Raw genomic sequence first — 15,723 nt, 5'->3', positions numbered from 1 at the left:
TCTACTGGGATCCATGCGGATCGGAGAGATCGCCGCGCTCGTAGGTGTCACCACCCGGGCGATCCGGCATTACCACCACGTCGGCCTGCTCCCGGAGCCGGAGCGCCGGCCCAACGGCTACCGCTCCTACAGCGTGCGCGACGCCGTCCGGCTGGCCCGCGTCCGAAGGCTCACCGAGCTCGGGCTGAGCCTCGACGAGGTGCGCGACGTGCTCGCGGAGGACGCGGGGCGCGAGCTGGCCGAGGTGCTGGAGGAGCTCGACGCCGACCTCGCCCGGCAGGAGGCCGAGCTGGCCGAACGCAGGCGGCGGCTCGCCGTGCTCCTCGCCGCCCCGCCGGGGGAGGCCGACCTGCACGGCGCGCTCTCGCCCGCGCTCGCCGAGCTGCTCGCCCAGGCGCCCGCGACCAGCTCGCCGTCCGCCGCGCTCGACCGCGAGCACCTGAGCCTGCTCGACGCCTCGGGCGCGGTCGGGGAGGGGGCCGGGGAGATCTACGCCGCGCTCGGACCGGTGGCCGCCGACCCCGCCGTCCTGGTGCTCTACGAGCGGCTCGACGAGCTGGCCGACGCCGCCCCGGACGATCCCCGGATCGGGCCGCTCGCCGACGAGCTCCTCGCCGCGATGCCCGCCGAGGTGCTCACTGCCGTACGGGGCGGCGGGCTGGAGGGTTCCGGGCCGGGCGCGGGGTTCGTGGAGGCCCTGCTCGCCGAGTACGCACCCGCGCAGGCGGCAGTCGTCCGCCGGGTCATCGAAGCGTTCACCGACACGGGGGAGGACCGTCCATGAGCGGGATACGAGCGACGAGAGGGACGGCCGTACGCCGCCTCCTGCGGCACGAGCTGCGCGCCGGAGCCGCGCTCGGCCGGTGGGCCCTGCGCAGGCCGCCGCACGGGGTGGGGGCCGCGGACCACGCGGCCCCGTACACCGGACCGCAGACGGCGATGATGTACGGCCTGCTCTTCGTGTCGCTGATCGAGACGGTCGCCCTCGCGTTCCTGATCCCCTGGCCGGCCGTCCACCGCGTGGTGCTCGTCCTCGACGTGTACGGGGCGCTGGCGGTGCTCGGGCTGCACGCCGCCTGCGTCACCCGCCCGCACGTGGTCCGCCCCGACGGGAGCCTGCGCATCCGCTACGGGGCCCTGTTCGACCTGACCGTCCCGCCGGACGCGGTGGCCTCGGTCCGGGTCGACCGCCGCTACCCGGAGGGCCGGCTCGTCACCCTCTCCGGGGACGGGGTGCTCGACCTCGTCGTCGGCAGCCAGACCACCGTGACCGTGGAACTGGCCCGGCCGCTCGCCTTCCGGCGCCCGCTCGGAGCCCCTGCCCGGGCCCGCGTCATCCGGTTCCACGCGGACGACCCCCGCGCGCTGGTCGCGGCAATGACCGCGGCCGCGACCGGCGCACCGCGGCAGCCCACACCCCCGTGACGGGCTGCCGCGATGCCGTTCCGGTCCGCCGAGCGTGGCAAGCCCGTGTGCCCCTGTCTTGTCAAAAACGGCACGCGGCGCAGGTCTTCAGCCCGACAGCATCACGCTGGTCACCCGGCCGGGCATCCGGTCCAGCGCAGAGCCCGGCGCCAGCCCGCCGCGCAGCCGTACGAACTGCGACGGGGGCAGCCCCGTCATCGCCTTCACCTCGCGGCTCAGGTGCGCCTGGTCGTGGTAGCCGCAGGCCGCCGCCACCTGCGCGGCCGCCGTCCCCGCCGCCAGCAGCCGCAGCGCGTGCTGGAGCCGGAACACCCGGGCCACCGCCTTGGGGGAGATGCCGACCTGCTCGCGGAAGCGGGCCCGCAGGGTGCGGGCGCTCCACCCGGTCTCGGCGGTGACCCGGGTCAGCGGTGCGCTGCCCGCCCACAGCCTGGCGAGCGCCCCGCGCACCTCCGGGGCGCTCGGCGGGCCGTTCTCCAGGCGGGCGCAGAAGACCTCGTCGAGCAGGGAGAACCGGTCCGCCCAGGAGCCGAGCGACTGGAGCCGTTCGGTCAGGCGGCGGCCCGGCGGGCCCAGCACCTCCTCCAGGTCCACGTGGGCGTCCTCGAAGTGCCACATCGGGACGCCGAACAGCCGGTAGGCGCCCATCGGGGCCATGTTCACCTCCAGCCCGCTGACGTGGCCCGCGTGCACCCCGATCGCCGGGACCGTGCGCGGGCCGCTGATCATGGCCCGGGAGGCGGGCCGCAGCCGGGCCGCGCCGAGGTCCTCGGTACGGGTCACCCACAGGCCCTCGGAGAAGGTGAAGACCAGCGTCACGTACCCGGTGGGCAGCTCCAGCCGATGGCGCGGAGCTGCGAACTCGGTCTGGAATCCGGTGTAGTTGACGATGAGCCCGCGCAGCGCGGCGGCAGGCCGGCAGCGGCGGGCCGAGCGGCTGCCCGAGGCGGGAGCGGCTCTCCCCTGCATGTCGAAGACGTCGACGGCCCCCATGCCCGGGACCTCCCCCTGCTGTTGCGCGGTCGGCCGATGATGGCAGCCTCCGGGCGCGCTGGCCAGGGGAGTCCGGGTGGTGGCATCAGGAGCCGGTCAGGCCGGGGCGAACAGGATCTTCGAGGTGCCCGGGTCGGCCTCCGTCAGGCGGACCCTGATCCGGTCGCCCAGCGGCAGCGTCCCGGAGGTGGCCCGGACCCGGCCGATCACCGCCGGCTCCTCCAGATGGACCGTGCCGACCAGCGGCTCCCCCTCCTTGAGGTCGATGACCGTCGCATCGAAGACCTCTCCGACGCGGTCCTTGAGCAGCGCCGCCTCCACCAGGTCCACGGACTCCCGCTCGGCGGAGTTCGCCAGCCGGGTGCCGTCCGCCATCTCCTTCGGCAGGTCAGCCAGCGCGGACACGGCCCACTGCGGGGGCTCGGCCCCCGCGACCGCCGCCACGCACAGCTCGCCCGCGTACCGGTCGACGAGGCGGCGCAGCGGGGCGGTGCAGTGGGTGTACGGGGCCGCGACCGCCGCGTGCAGGAGGGGGTCGGGGGTCTCGCCGCCGGTGAAGACGGTGTATCCGGCGCCGCGCAGCAGCGAGGTGCACTCCTGGAGGAACGCCGCGTGGGCCGGGCGGTGCGGGTCGAGGGAGCGCACGAGCTCCGCGTACGGGACGTGGTGCGGCCAGTCGATGCGCAGCGCCTTGGCAGCCCGGCGCAGCCGCCCGACCGCCCCGTCGGGGGCGCTCGGCAGGGTCCGCAGGATGCCCGTCCCGGCGGCGAGCATCAGCTCGGCGGCGGCCATGCCGGTCATCAGGGAGATCTGGGCGTTCCAGCCGTCGGCCGGCAGCGGAGCCCGGTAGGCCAGGCTGTACGAGCCCTCGTGCTCGACGATCTCCTGCTCGGGCACGTTCAGCGAGATCCCGCCGCGCTCGGCCTCCAGGGCTTCGCGGAGGTTCCCGATGTCCTTGAGCAGGGCCACGGCCTCCTCGGCGCTGCCGGTGTCGATGGCCTTCTGGACCCCGTCGTAGTCCAGTTTGGCCCGGCTGCGCACGAGCGCGCGGCGGACATCGGTGGTCTCCACCCGCCCCTCGGCGTCCAGGTCGAGCCGCCACAGCAGGGCCGGGCAGGTCTGGTCGGGCAGCAGGCTGGCCGCGCCCTCCGAGAGCACGGCCGGGTGCAGCGGGACCTTCTCGTCGGGGAAGTAGAGGGTGGTGACCCTCCGGTGGGCCTCGGTGTCGAGGGCGCCGCCGGGGGTGACCCAGGCGGCGACGTCGGCGATGGCGTAGTGCACGCGGTAGCCGCCGGAGGGGCGCCGGGCCAGGTGCATCGCCTGGTCGAGGTCGCGCGAGGTCGGCGGGTCGATGGTGAAGAGGGGGAGGTCGGTGGCGTCGAAGTCGGGCAGGCGCGGTGCACGCACCGCCTGTTCGGCCTCGGCGAGCACGGCCGCCGGGAACTCCTGGGGCACCTCCAGCTTCGTCCGCAGTTCACGCAGCGCGGCCCGCAGGGCGACCCCGTCTGCGCCGGTCATGATCATGTGACGGCGTGGCATGCACCGAGCCTATGGCCGGTGGGCCGGGGCGGCGCGGCGAGCCGTTTACCCTGGGCTGGGGCCGCACCCCTCTGCTGTGCCATGCCCGTCGATAGGAGAACCACCGTGCTCGTGCTGCTGCCGCCGTCCGAAGGAAAGGCCGCCGGCGGCTCCGGCGCACCGCTGAAGCCTCAGGCGCTGTCGCTGCCGGGGCTGGCTGCCGCGCGGGCGGCGGTGCTGGAGGAGCTCGTCGAGCTGTGCGTGGGCGACGAGCTGAAGGCGCGGGAGGTGCTGGGTCTGAGCGAGGGGCTGCGGGGCGAGGTCGCGAAGAACGCGGAACTGCTCTCGGCGGTGGCGCGGCCCGCGGGGGAGATCTACACCGGCGTCCTGTACGACGCGCTGGGCCTGTCGACGCTGCCGGCTGCGGCGGGGGCCCTGGCGGCCCGGTCCCTGCTGGTCTTCTCGGGACTGTGGGGAGCGGTCGGGGTCACGGACCGCATCCCCTCCTACCGGTGCTCGATGGGGGTGAAGCTGCCGGGGCTGGGCGCGCTGGGCGCGTTCTGGCGCGAGCCGATGGCCTCGGTGATGCCGCAGGCCGCCGGTGAGGGCCTGGTCCTGGACCTGCGCTCGTCCGCGTACGCCTCCGCGTGGAAGCCGAAGGGCGAGGTCGCGGGGCGGACGGCAACGGTCCGGGTGCTGCACTCGCAGCTGGTGGACGGCGTGGAGAAGCGCTCGGTGGTGAGCCACTTCAACAAGGCCACCAAGGGCCGCCTGATCCGGGACCTGCTCCTGGCGGGCGCGGTCCCCGACTCCCCGGCGGAGCTGGTGACGGCCCTGCGGGACCTGGGCTTCACGGTGGAGGCCGAGGCCCCGGCGAAGGCCGGCAAGGCCTGGGCGCTCGACGTGGTGGTCACTCAGATCCACTGACGGGCCCAGCCACTGACGGGCACAGCCACCGACTTGGCACTGTTCCCGGCCGCGGGGTTCGCGGCCGGGAACCGCTAGCGGCCCAGGGGCCAGGCCACGGCCGCGGGGGCGCGGTCGGAGGCGCCCGCGTAGGTGGCGCAGGCGTCCGTGAGGGTTTCCAGCAGGGTGAGGGGATCGGGGAGCGGGTGCTCCATGCCCCGGAGCCAGGTCACCGCGAGGTCACCCGGCAGTGCGGCCGGCGGGACCAGGACGTAGCTGCCCCGGCAGTGCCAGCGCAGGCCCGGGTGTTCGTCCATCGTCTCGGGGTGGCAGTCCAGCTCGCAGGGCCACCACTCGTCCTCGTCCTCGGGGGTGCCCCGGGTCGCGGTGAAGAACAGCATCCGCGCCTGGTCGTCCGTACCGGCGGACTCGGCGACGGGGCCGACGTCCACACCGGCCGCCAGCAGGCGGGCCAGTGCGTTGTGTCCGGCTTCCAGCGGGACGTCCAGGACGTCGTGGACCATGCCGGTCGCGGTGATGAAGTTCGCCTGGGGCTCGTTGCGCGCCCAGCGTTCGACCTGGCCGCGGTCGGTGGTCGACTGGGTCTGCCAGGCGAAGGAGACGGGATGGCGGGCCGGAGTCGGACAGCCGATCCGGTCGCACGAACACCGGTAGCCGACGGGATGGGCGGCGGGGGCTATGGGCAGACCGGCAGCGGCGACCGCCAGCAGCAGGGCCTCGCGTTCTCGTCCGGGGTCCTCGGTGGCGGGTTTGGGCCTGAGGCGCAGCCACTGGGCAATCCTGCTCTGCTCGCCGCGTTTGACGCGGCCGGACTCAGACCCCATCTATCCCCTCACCTACACCGTTGCCCCGGCAGACCCTCACATGGTCCCACCATCCTGAGCACCGGGTGACCGCACCCTCCCACCCGGGCCCTCACATAACCACAGAATTCGGCCATATGTTCTCGGCCATCATGCGGTCATGACCTTTCCCACCCTGCTCAGGCCCCGGTCACGACCCCGCTGCGGCTCCGCCCAGCACCGCGTCCACGAGGGCGTCCGCATATGCGTGCGTGAGCGGCGCGGTCCGCAGCAGCCACCGGTGCGTCAGCGGCCCGACCAGCATTTCCACGGTCAGCCGCAGGTCCGTGTCCGGTGCCAGCTGCCCGGCCTCGCGGGCCGCCCGCAACCGCTCCTCGTACAGCGCGAGCTGGGGTTCCAGCAGCTGCTCGTTGAAGCGGGCCCCCAGCTCCGGGTCGGTCGCGCAGGCCGCGGTGAGGGCGCGCGCGGGGGCCTCGTACTTCTCGTCGTTGAACTCGTCCACGGTCGCCCGCAGTACGTGCTTCAGATCGGCGGCCAGGTCCCCGGTGTCGGGGAAACCGGCCCATTCGCCCGCCGATTCGGCGTCCCCGGCCAGCGCGAGGGAGGCGTCCAGCAGGACGGCCGCCTTCGAGGGCCACCAGCGGTAGATGGTCTGCTTGCCGACCCCGGCGCGGGCGGCGATGGCCTCGATGGTCAGCTTGTTGTAGCCGACCTCCCCGACCAGGGCGAGCGCGGCGTCGAGGATGGCCCGCCGGGAGCGGTCGCTGCGGCGCGCGGCGTCCGGGGTCCGCGCGGCGGGAGAGGGGGCGGGGGAGGACGGGGAGGGGGTGGCGCTGGCGGTCATCCCGGCAATTTAGCAATCCCGTACGGCTCGTCTTTCAGCCGTTCCGGAAACCACCCAATCAGTTCACTGCGCTGCCTCCCTTGAGGAGAGACGATTCTCTTCTCATCACCGTGAGGAGCCCTCGTTGCACAGAGACGCCACACCCCGGCGCTACCTGATGTGCCCGCCCACGCACTTCAAGGTCACGTACTCCATCAACCCGTGGATGGACCCCACGAAACCGGTGGACCTGCCCCTCGCCCAGGCGCAGTGGGAGGACCTGAGGGACCGCTACCGGTCCCTCGGCCACACCGTCGAGACCCTCGTACCCGACCGCGCGCTGCCCGACATGGTCTTCGCGGCGAACGGCGCCCTCGTCATCGACGGCCGGGTGCTGGGCGCCCGGTTCGCCTACCCGGAGCGGGCCCCCGAGGCGGAGATCCACCTCGACTGGTTCCGCGCCAACGGCTTCGGGGACGTCCACGAGCCGTCCCACATCAACGAGGGCGAAGGCGACTTCGCCGTCACCGCCTCCTACATCCTGGCCGGACGGGGCTTCCGCTCCAGTCCGCTCTCGCACGACGAGGCCCAGGAGTTCTTCGGCCGCCCGGTCATCGGACTCGACCTGGTCGACCCGCGCTACTACCACCTGGACACGGCGCTGTCCGTGCTCGACGGCGACGAGATCATGTACTACCCGGCCGCCTTCTCCGAGGGCAGCCGGGCCGTACTGCGCAGGCTCTTCCCCGACGCGCTGATCGCCGAGGCCCGCGACGCGGCGGCCCTCGGTCTCAACGCCGTCTCGGACGGCCGGCACGTCCTGCTCCCGCAGGCGGCCACCGGACTCCTCGACCCGCTGCGGGCGCGCGGGTTCGAGCCGGTCCCGATGGATCTGGGGGAGCTGCTCAAGGGCGGCGGCAGCGTGAAGTGCTGCACCCAGGAGCTGCGGCCCTAGGGGAGGGGCCCCTGGAAAACAGGGGGTTCGGGCCGCCGGCTAGTCCTCTTCGGACGGCGGCCACTCCTGGCCCCAGTCGATGTCCCGCGCCGCCTTGTAGAGGTCTCCGTGGCGCTTGGTCACGATGGCCCGGGTCAGGCCCGGGGTCTCGTCGCCGACGACCGGACCGCACAGTTCCAGCTGGACGAGCCCCTTGCGGATCTGCGGCCTGCGCGTGATCCGGGCGGTGGCCGGCCGGACCGGGAAGCGGGTCGCGGCCACGTAGCTGAACTTCTCGTCCTCGTACGCGAGGGAGCCGCCCTTGACCTGCCGGTGCAGGGAGGAGCGGCTGACCCGGGTCGAGAAGTGGCACCAGTCCTGACCGACCTGGATCGGGCAGGTCCCGTCGTGCGGGCACGGCGCCGCGACCTTCAGCCCGGCCTCGATCAGCTGCTCGCGGGCCTCGCGGATGCGCAGGTAGCCCTCGGGGGTGCCCGGCTCGACCAACACCACGGCCTGACCGGCGCGCGCCGCCTCGGCGACCACCGAGCGGCGGGCCTCCGGGGTCAGCTCGCCCAGGACGTAGGAGACCGTCACCAGGTCCGCGTCGGGGAGTTCCAGGCCGGTCCCGATGACGGCCTTGTGCCACTCGGCGGCGCGCAGCGCCGGGGAGGAGGAGGCCGCCGCCAGTTCCTTGCCGAGGACCAGCGCCGGGTCCGCCCAGTCGAGCACCGTCGTCGCGCGCGGGCCGTCCCAGACGGAGTCCACCGCCCAGGTGGCGGATCCGGTGCCGCCGCCGACGTCCACGTGCGTGCCCGGGGTCCACTCGGGGGCGGCGTCGGCGAGGCCGTGCAGGGCGGACCGTACGGCCTCGAAGGTGGCCGGCATCCGGTACGCCGCGTACGCCGCCACGTCCGAGCGGTCTCGCAGCACGGGCGTGTTGGTCGGGATCTGGCCGCGGTAGTTGGCGATCAGCCGATCGACGGCGGCCGTGGCCTGCTTTTGCGAGAGCCCGTCGAGCAGCCCGGCGAGCGCTGCGCGCAGCGTTTGGGCGGTGGTGGACGCGGGGGCGGGGACGGAGTGGTTCACCCGCGAAGTTTACGGCGCGGCGCAGGGTGCCGGGGGCGCTGCCCCCGGACCCCTGCGCCTCAAACGCCGGCGGGGCTGGATTAGGCGGGGCTGGATTTGGTGGGGCCGGATGTGGCGGGACTGGATTCGGGCGCGGAGCGCCACGGACGGCACAGCCCCAGGAAGCAGCCGACCGCCAGCAGCGAGCAGGCCAGCTGGACGAGCGCCATCGGCACCGCCGTGCCCTCCCCGGCGATTCCGACCAGCGGCGAGGCCACGGCCCCGACCAGGAAGGAAGAGGTGCCCAGCAGTGCGGAGGCCGAGCCGGCCGCGTGCGGGGCGCGCATCAGGGCCTGTGCGTTGGTGTTCGGCAGCACCAGGCCCATCGCCGACATCAGCACGAACAGCCCGGCGCAGATCGGGAAGAGCCCGACCTCGCCGAAGGCCCCGGCCGACATCAGCAGCAGGGCCACCGAGGCCGCCGTGATGATCGCGAGCCCGACGGCGAGGACCTTGTCCAGGCTGACCCGGCCGACCAGCAGCTTGCCGTTGATCTGGCCGACGATGATCAGGCCGACGGAGTTGACGCCGAACAGCAGGCTGAAGGTCTGCGCCGAAGCACCGTAGATCTCCTGCACGACGAACGGCGAGGCGGAGATGTACGAGAAGAGCACCGCGAAGGCGAACCCACCGGAGAGCGTGTAGCCGGTGAAGACGCGGTCGGCGAAGAGCCCGCGCATGGTCCGCAGCGCGGCGCCGACGCCGCCGGTCTGGCGCCGTTCGGGGGGCAGCGTCTCGTCGAGCTTGCGCCAGACGGTGAGGGTCAGGACGGTGCCGATGACGGTCAGGACGACGAAGACCCCGCGCCAGTCGGCGAAGCGCAGTATCTGGCCGCCGATGAGCGGGGCGATGATCGGGGCCACGCCGGATATGAGCATCAGGGTGGAGAAGAACCGGGCCATCTCGACCCCGTCGTACAGGTCGCGCACGACGGCTCGCGCGATCACGATCGCGGCGGCGCCGGCCAGGCCCTGGAGCAGCCGGAAGCCGATGAGGAGTCCGGCGGTCGGGGCGAAGGCGCAGATCGCGGTGGCGAGCACGTAGACGACCATGCCGATGAGCAGGGGCCGGCGCCGGCCCCACTTGTCGCTCATCGGGCCGATGACCAGCTGGCCCAGCGCCATGCCGGCGAGGCAGGCGGTGAGGGTGAGCTGGACGGTCGCGGCCGGGCTGTTCAGGGCGCTGGTCACCGCCGGCAGCGCCGGCAGGTACATGTCCATGGACAGCGGGGGGAGCGCGCTGAGCCCGCCGAGGATGAAGGTGACGAGCAGTCCGGTCCGGCGGGCTGCCTTCAGGGGGGCGGTGGCGGTGGCGGTGGTGGGGGAGGGGGTTGCGGGCGACGACTCCGGTGCGGGGGCCGTCGCTGGGCCTCTCTCCGACATACGAAACTCCACTCTTCTTATAGGTTCTTCACACCCCCTGATGGAGCCATGCTCTCAGCTATCGGAACGTCCCGGGACTGATGACCGATGTGACGTACCCTGCGGCCCCATGAACGCACGTGTGAACAAGATCGCCGTAGTCACCGGAGCCGGCTCGGGAATCGGCCGCTCCGTGGCCCTGACCCTCGCCGCCGCCGGATGGTCGGTGGCCGCGGCCGGCCGCCGGACCGAGCCCCTGGAGGAGACCGCCGCGGCCGCCAGGGCCGCCGGGGCCGAGGGCGACGTGCTGTGCGTACGGACCGACGTGAGCGACCCGGCCGGGGTGAGCGCGCTCTTCGAGACGGTCCGCGAGCACTACGGGCGGCTCGACCTGCTCTTCAACAACGCGGGCACCTTCGGCCCGGCCGGCGTCGCGCTGGAGGACATCACCTACGAGGCCTGGCGCTCGGTGGTCGACGTCAACCTCACCGGCTCCTTCCTCTGCGCGCAGGCGGCCTTCCGGGTGATGAAGGCACAGGACCCGCAGGGCGGCCGCATCATCAACAACGGCTCCATCTCCGCGCACGTGCCGAGGCCCCACTCCATCGCCTACACGGCCACCAAGCACGCCATGACCGGGCTGACGAAGTCCCTGTCCCTGGACGGGCGTCCGTACCGGATCGCGTGCGGACAGATCGACATCGGCAACGCGGCCACCGAAATGACCGAGCGGATGCAGACCGGGATCCTGCAGGCCAACGGACAGCTCGCGGTGGAGCCCGTGATGGACGCGGCCGACGTGGCGCGCACGGTGCTGCACATGGCGGAGCTGCCGCTGGAGGCGAACGTGCAGTTCGCGACGGTGATGGCGAGCGCGATGCCGTACATCGGGCGCGGCTGACGGACCGGGAATGCGGGCCCGGGGGCGGGGGTTGAGGCGATCATGACCGACGTACTGCGCTACACCGCCTTCTCCCAAGACCCGTCGTACGGCAACCCCGCCGGGGTCGTGCTCGACGCGTCCGGGCTGGACGACGCCGCCATGCTGGGGATCGCCGCCGACCTGGGCTACAGCGAGACCGCCTTCCTCACCGCGCCGCCCGAGGGCCTCGGCGGCGCGGACGGCCGGGCCTTCACCGTGCGCTACTTCAGCCCGAAGGCGGAGGTCCCCTTCTGCGGGCACGCCACCGTGGCCACCGCCGTGGCCCTGGGCGAGCGGATCGGCCCCGGCGAGCTGGTCTTCGCCACCCGCGCGGGCACGGTGCCGGTCTCGGTGACCCGGGAGGGCGAAGGCCTGCGGGCCACCCTGACCAGCGTCGAACCGCACACCGAGGACCTGGAACCGGCCGACCTCGCCGAGGCGCTGGCCGCGCTCGACTGGCCGGCCGCCGACCTGGACCCGCAGTTCCCGCCGCGGATCGCCTACGCCGGAGCCCGCCACCTGGTGCTCGGCGCCGCCACCCGGGCCCGGCTCGCGGACCTCTCCTACGACTTCGCCCGACTGGAGGCGCTGATGCGGCGCCTCGACCTCACCACCGTCCAGCTCGTGCACCGGGCGGGCCCGGCGGAGTTCCACGTACGCGACCCCTTCCCGCCCGGCGGGGTCGTCGAGGACCCGGCGACCGGAGCCGCCGCGGCCGCCTTCGGCGCGTACGCCCGCGAGCTCGGCCTGGTCCCGGCCGACTCCGTCCTCACCCTCCACCAGGGCGCGGACATGGGCCGCCCCAGCCTCCTCACGGTGGAACTGCGCTCCGGCGACCCCCGGGTCCGGGTGGGCGGAGCGGGCGCCAGGATCGCCTGATGCGGATCGCCGTCCACGAGGCCCGGGCCCTGCCCGCCGGGCTCGCCGCGCAGGTGGCGGCCCTGGAGGCGCAGGCCTGGCCCGGCTCGGCCCCCGGCCACGACCCCGCGCTGCGCCCGAAGGCGGTGCTGCTGGTGGACGAGGACGGCAGCGTCCTGGCCTCGCTGGCGCTGCTGTACAAGCCGGTCCGGCTCGCGGACGGCCGCACGTACCGCGCGGCCGGGCTCAGCGGGGTGGTGACCCGGGCCGACGTACGGGGCCGCGGCCACGGGGCCCGGCTGGTGGCGGCGGCCCGCGCCGAGCTGGCCGCCGATCCGGCGGTGGACCTGGCGCTGTTCAGCTGCGACCGGGACCTCGTCCCCTTCTACGGGGCCGCCGGCTTCGAGGTCCTGCCGGGCACGGTCCTCGTGGGCGGCACCCCGCAGGACCCGCTCGCCACGGACGCCCCGGGGCTGGGCAAGACGGTCCTGGCCGCCTTCTTCACGGGAGACGGAGACGGAGCCGGAGCCGGCTCCGGAGACGACGAAGGCCGTACGGACCAGGTCCGTACGGCCTTCACCGGCATCCGCGTCCCGCTCTACCCGGGGACGATCGACCGGCTCTGGTAAATGCGCTGCGCTCAGGAGCGGCCGGCCTCAGCCTTGGCCTGCTCCTGCTCCGGCTTGGCCCGCTTGACCAGCGAGGGGGCCAGGAAGAGGAGGAGCACCGGGACCAGGTACAGGGCCCACACCACGAGCTGGAGCACCGTCGGGTCCGGCTGGAAGTTGAAGGTGCCCTTCAGCAGGGTCCCGTACCAGCTGTCCGGCGGGATCGTGGCGCTGACGTCGAAGGCCTTGTTCGCCAGCCCCGGCAGGAAGTCCGCCTCCTGCAGGTCGTGCACGCCGTACGCGAGCACGCCCGCGGCGACCACGACCAGCATGCCGCCGGTCCACGTGAAGAACTTCGACAGGTTGATCTTCAGGGCGCCCCGGTAGAACAGCCAGCCCAGCAGGACCGACGATCCGATGCCGAGCAGCACGCCGATCAGCGGGCCCGCGCCGTCACCGGCCGCGTGCACCGAGCGCCACACGAACAGCGAGGTCTCCAGGCCCTCCCGGCCGACGGCCAGGAACGCCGTGGTCACCAGCGCGCCGGTGCCCATCGCGAGCGCCGCGTCGAGCTTGCCCTGGAGCTCGGACTTCAGGTTCCGCGCGGTGCGCTTCATCCAGAAGACCATCCAGGTCACCAGGGCGACCGAAACGATCGACAGGGAGCCGCCGATGGCCTCCTGCGCCTTGAAGTCCAGCTCCTGCGTGCCGAATTCGAGACCGGCGCCGAAGGCCAGCGACAGGGCGGCGGCCATGCCGACGCCCAGCCACAGCGGAGCCAGCTTGTTCTGGTTGCCGGTCTTCACCAGGTACGCGATGAGGATGCAGACGACGAGGCTGGCTTCCAGCCCCTCGCGCAGACCGATCAGATAGTTGCTGAACACGTTCGTTCCTCCCCGTCCTACGCGAACAGCGCCCGGCCCCACCAGTCGTCCTTGTCGCGGACGCCCGGCGGGACGGCGAAGACGGCCGAACCCACGTGCTGGATGTATTCGTTGAGCGAGTCGTTCTTCGACAGGCGCCGCTGGATCTGCACGAAGCCCTTGCGGACGTCGCGCTGGTAGGCGAGGAAGAACAGACCCGCGTCGAGGCGGCCCAGCCCGTCCGTGCCGTCGGTGAAGGAGTAGCCGCGGCGCAGGATCGTCGCGCCGTCGTTGGTGTCCGGGTGAGCGAGGCGGACGTGCGCGTCCGGCTTCATCGCCTTCAGGAACGGCTCGTCGCGCTCCTTGGACTTGCCCGCGGGAGCACCCTCGCCCTTGTCGCGGCCGATGATGTCCTCCTGCTCACCGAGCGAGGTGCGGTCCCAGGTCTCGATGTGCATCCGGATGCGCCGGGCGACCAGGTACGAGCCGCCGGCCAGCCAGTCGCTGCCGTCGCTCGCGCCGACCCACACGTGCTTGTCCAGCGCCGCGTTGTCGGTGCCCGAGACGTTGCGGGTGCCGTCCTTGAATCCCATCATGTTGCGCGGGGTCTGCGCGTCCGGGGTGGTGGACGAGGTCTTGCCGAAGCCGAGCTGCGACCAGCGCACCGCGGTCTTGCCGAAGCCGATGCGGGCGAGCTGGCGGATGGCGTGCACCGCGACCTGCGGGTCGTCGGCGCAGGCCTGGACGCACAGGTCGCCGCCCGAGCGGGCCGGGTCGAGGTTGTCGCCGGGGAAGGACTCCAGCTCCACCAGGGCCTCGGGGCGCTTGCCCTCCAGGCCGAAGCGGTCCTTGGCGAACAGGCCGGGACCGAAACCGATGGTCAGGGTGAGGCGGGAGGCCTTCAGGCCCAGGGCCTCGCCCGTGTCGTCCGGCGGGGCCTCCGGGAGGCCGCCGTAGCCGCCCTCGCCGACCGGGTGGCCGGCCGTCATCAGCCGGGCCGCCTCGGTCCAGTCCTTGAGGAGCTTGATCAGCTCGTCGCGGCTCTTCGTCTTCACGTCGAAGGCCGCGAAGTGCAGGCGGTCCTGGACGGCGCTGGCGATACCGGCCTGGTGCTCACCGTGGAAGGGCACGGCCGCACCGGCGGAGGCCGCCGAGACCATGTCCGAGTCCTTGGTGAGGGCCAGGGCCGTGCCGCCGGCCGCGGCGGCGCCGAGCGCGAGGCCCGCACCGCCCCAGCCGAGGACGGAGCGCCGCGAGGGCGCACCCTTGGCCTGCTGCTCCTCGGTTGCCTGCTCGGGTCCCTGCTCGGGCTTGGACACTGACTCGCTCATTCCGGATCTCCCGCCTGCTCTGCCGTTACCGGAATTACTTCGCGACCGCTGCGGCGAGCTTCGAGAGCGGCTCGGCCAGCGCGTTGACGCCGTCCGAGAGCTCCTTGCGCTCGGCCGCGCCGACCTTGTCGTACGCGGTGAACTCGTAGCCGGTCTTGTCCGCGCGGTACTTGTCCAGCAGCGTGTTCAGCGCCGCGAACTGGGCGTCCAGCTGCTTGGCCAGCTCGGCGTCGTTCTTCGAGGCGACCGGCTTGAGCAGCTCGTACGCCTTCTGTGCGCCCTCGACGTTGGCCTTGAAGTCGACCAGGTCGGTGTGGCTGTACGCCTCTTCCTCGCCGGTCACCTTGCCGGTGGCGACCTCGTCGAGGAGCTCCTTGGCGCCGTTCGCCATCGAGGTGGGGGTGATCTCCGCCTGGCCGACCTTCTTCTGCCATTCGGCGAGGTCGGTCATCAGGGTCTCGGCGAGCTTCTTGTCCGCGTCGTCGATCTTGTTCTCGGCGAAGAGGGACTTCTCCAGCTTGTGCCAGCCGGTCCACTCCTGGCCGGTCTCCAGGCCGTCCTCGCGGACGTCGACCTTGGGGTCGATGTCACCGAAGGACTCGGCGACCGGCTCGGTGCGCTCCCAGCCGATGCGCGAGGGGGCGTACGCCTTCTTCGCGGCCTCGACGTCGCCGGCCTTGACCGCGTCCGCGAAGGCCTGCGCCTTGGGGAGGGTCTCGTCGGCCTGCTCCTGCACGTACTTGCGGTACGCGGCGACCGCGGCGTCGGCCTCGGGGCTGCGCTTCTCGGTGGCGCCCTGGCCGGTGGCCTTGACCTGCTGGCGGATGCCGTCGCCCGTCATGCCGGGCTTGCAGGCGATCTCGTAGCTGCCGGGCTTGATCTCGGCGGTGATGTTGGCCTGGGTGCCCGCGCCGATGTTCTCGCGCTCGGCGACGATGCGGCCGTCGGGGAACAGGACGTAGAGCTCGGTGACCTTCTCGCCCTTGTTCGCGACCTCGAACTGCACCTTGCCCGCGGGGAACTCCTTGGTGGAGACGTCGCAGGCGGTGTCGGTGGCCGTCACGTGGATCACGCCGTCGCCGGACGCGTCGCTCTTCTCGGAGCAGCCGGTGACCGCGGAGAGGGCGGCCACCACGGCGGCCGCGGTGAGGACGGTGAGGCGGGCGGGACGCATGTGGGCTCCTGGCGGTCTGACGTTCGGCAGACGACCGCCCCGATCAGGTGGGGAC

15 protein-coding genes and 1 pseudogene are annotated in these 15,723 nt (G+C 73.0%); 7 read left to right on the top strand and 9 right to left on the bottom strand.

Translation table 11 applies throughout. From position 1 onward, the window contains the following. Positions 1-13 precede the first annotated feature (13 nt). On the top strand, positions 14-784 hold the full coding sequence (locus OHU74_RS10535) for a MerR family transcriptional regulator (RefSeq protein ID WP_371615647.1): 771 nt from the start codon (positions 14-16) through the stop codon (positions 782-784). Next, positions 781-1,425 carry a hypothetical protein gene (locus OHU74_RS10530; RefSeq protein ID WP_371615646.1) on the top strand — a complete coding sequence of 215 codons (645 nt, stop codon included), beginning with the start codon at positions 781-783 and terminating at the stop codon, positions 1,423-1,425. The genes OHU74_RS10535 and OHU74_RS10530 overlap by 4 nt, the downstream gene beginning before the upstream one ends. Before the next feature lie 87 nt (positions 1,426-1,512). On the opposite strand, the gene OHU74_RS10525 is transcribed toward OHU74_RS10530, so the two are convergent. Both OHU74_RS10525 and OHU74_RS10520 read right to left on the bottom strand, forming a co-directional pair. Continuing rightward, entirely contained in the window at positions 1,513-2,418 is a 906-nt protein-coding gene (locus OHU74_RS10525) for a helix-turn-helix domain-containing protein (RefSeq protein ID WP_371615645.1), read from the bottom strand. A 96-nt stretch (positions 2,419-2,514) separates the two neighbouring features. Next, positions 2,515-3,957: an RNB domain-containing ribonuclease gene (locus OHU74_RS10520; RefSeq protein WP_371615644.1), complete on the bottom strand. Its 1,443-nt coding sequence runs from the start codon at positions 3,955-3,957 to the stop codon at positions 2,515-2,517. Positions 3,958-4,062: 105 nt separating this feature from the next. On the opposite strand from OHU74_RS10520, the gene yaaA reads away from it, so the two are divergent. Continuing rightward, complete coding sequence (gene yaaA / locus OHU74_RS10515) at positions 4,063-4,863, top strand: peroxide stress protein YaaA (RefSeq protein WP_371615643.1); 801 nt, start codon at positions 4,063-4,065, stop codon at positions 4,861-4,863. Between the two features lie 74 nt (positions 4,864-4,937). Here the strand turns inward: yaaA and OHU74_RS10510 are convergent, their stop codons facing one another. Beyond that, a complete protein-coding gene (locus OHU74_RS10510; protein WP_371615642.1) occupies positions 4,938-5,687 on the bottom strand; it encodes a bifunctional DNA primase/polymerase in 750 nt (249 codons plus the stop codon). A gap of 169 nt (positions 5,688-5,856) precedes the next feature. Further along, positions 5,857-6,510 (bottom strand): TetR/AcrR family transcriptional regulator, encoded by a 654-nt coding sequence (locus OHU74_RS10505; protein ID WP_371615641.1) that lies wholly within the window; start codon positions 6,508-6,510, stop codon positions 5,857-5,859. Between the two features lie 97 nt (positions 6,511-6,607). Between OHU74_RS10505 and ddaH the strand changes: the two are divergent. Further along, a pseudogene (gene ddaH / locus OHU74_RS10500) lies at positions 6,608-7,444 on the top strand (dimethylargininase); the annotation flags it as partial. 39 nt (positions 7,445-7,483) lie between these two features. Here ddaH and OHU74_RS10495 read toward each other — a convergent pair. Both OHU74_RS10495 and OHU74_RS10490 read right to left on the bottom strand, forming a co-directional pair. Beyond that, on the bottom strand, positions 7,484-8,512 hold the full coding sequence (locus OHU74_RS10495) for a small ribosomal subunit Rsm22 family protein (RefSeq protein WP_371615640.1): 1,029 nt from the start codon (positions 8,510-8,512) through the stop codon (positions 7,484-7,486). An 80-nt stretch (positions 8,513-8,592) separates the two neighbouring features. Further along, positions 8,593-9,933 (bottom strand): Bcr/CflA family multidrug efflux MFS transporter, encoded by a 1,341-nt coding sequence (locus tag OHU74_RS10490; RefSeq protein WP_371615639.1) that lies wholly within the window; start codon positions 9,931-9,933, stop codon positions 8,593-8,595. Between the two features lie 109 nt (positions 9,934-10,042). Between OHU74_RS10490 and OHU74_RS10485 the strand changes: the two genes are divergently transcribed. Genes OHU74_RS10485 through OHU74_RS10475 form a run of 3 tightly spaced genes read left to right on the top strand, consistent with a single transcriptional unit; the run spans position 10,043 to position 12,321 of the window. Then, positions 10,043-10,813 carry an SDR family oxidoreductase gene (locus OHU74_RS10485; RefSeq protein ID WP_371615638.1) on the top strand — a complete coding sequence of 257 codons (771 nt, stop codon included), beginning with the start codon at positions 10,043-10,045 and terminating at the stop codon, positions 10,811-10,813. Between the two features lie 42 nt (positions 10,814-10,855). Next, positions 10,856-11,713 carry a PhzF family phenazine biosynthesis protein gene (locus OHU74_RS10480; protein WP_371615637.1) on the top strand — a complete coding sequence of 286 codons (858 nt, stop codon included), beginning with the start codon at positions 10,856-10,858 and terminating at the stop codon, positions 11,711-11,713. Next, positions 11,713-12,321, top strand: a complete 609-nt coding sequence (locus tag OHU74_RS10475; protein WP_371615636.1) for a GNAT family N-acetyltransferase — start codon at positions 11,713-11,715, stop codon at positions 12,319-12,321. Before OHU74_RS10480 ends, OHU74_RS10475 begins: the two co-directional genes overlap by 1 nt. Before the next feature lie 11 nt (positions 12,322-12,332). Here the strand turns inward: OHU74_RS10475 and efeU are convergent, their stop codons facing one another. From efeU to efeO, 3 genes are read right to left on the bottom strand one after another with little or no spacing between them, the layout of a single operon-like run. Continuing rightward, the gene (gene efeU, locus OHU74_RS10470) at positions 12,333-13,184 is read right to left on the bottom strand and encodes an iron uptake transporter permease EfeU (RefSeq protein WP_371615634.1); all 852 of its coding nucleotides are present in this window, start codon (positions 13,182-13,184) and stop codon (positions 12,333-12,335) included. A gap of 17 nt (positions 13,185-13,201) precedes the next feature. Then, entirely contained in the window at positions 13,202-14,494 is a 1,293-nt protein-coding gene (gene efeB / locus OHU74_RS10465) for an iron uptake transporter deferrochelatase/peroxidase subunit (RefSeq protein ID WP_371615633.1), read from the bottom strand. Positions 14,495-14,528: 34 nt separating this feature from the next. Further along, on the bottom strand, positions 14,529-15,668 hold the full coding sequence (gene efeO / locus OHU74_RS10460; RefSeq protein ID WP_371615632.1) for an iron uptake system protein EfeO: 1,140 nt from the start codon (positions 15,666-15,668) through the stop codon (positions 14,529-14,531). Between the last annotated feature and the right edge of the window lie 55 nt (positions 15,669-15,723).

The organism is Streptomyces sp. NBC_00454, from assembly GCF_041434015.1.
Lineage (GTDB): Bacteria > Actinomycetota > Actinomycetes > Streptomycetales > Streptomycetaceae > Streptomyces.
This window is presented reverse-complemented; position numbering and strand designations above follow the sequence as displayed.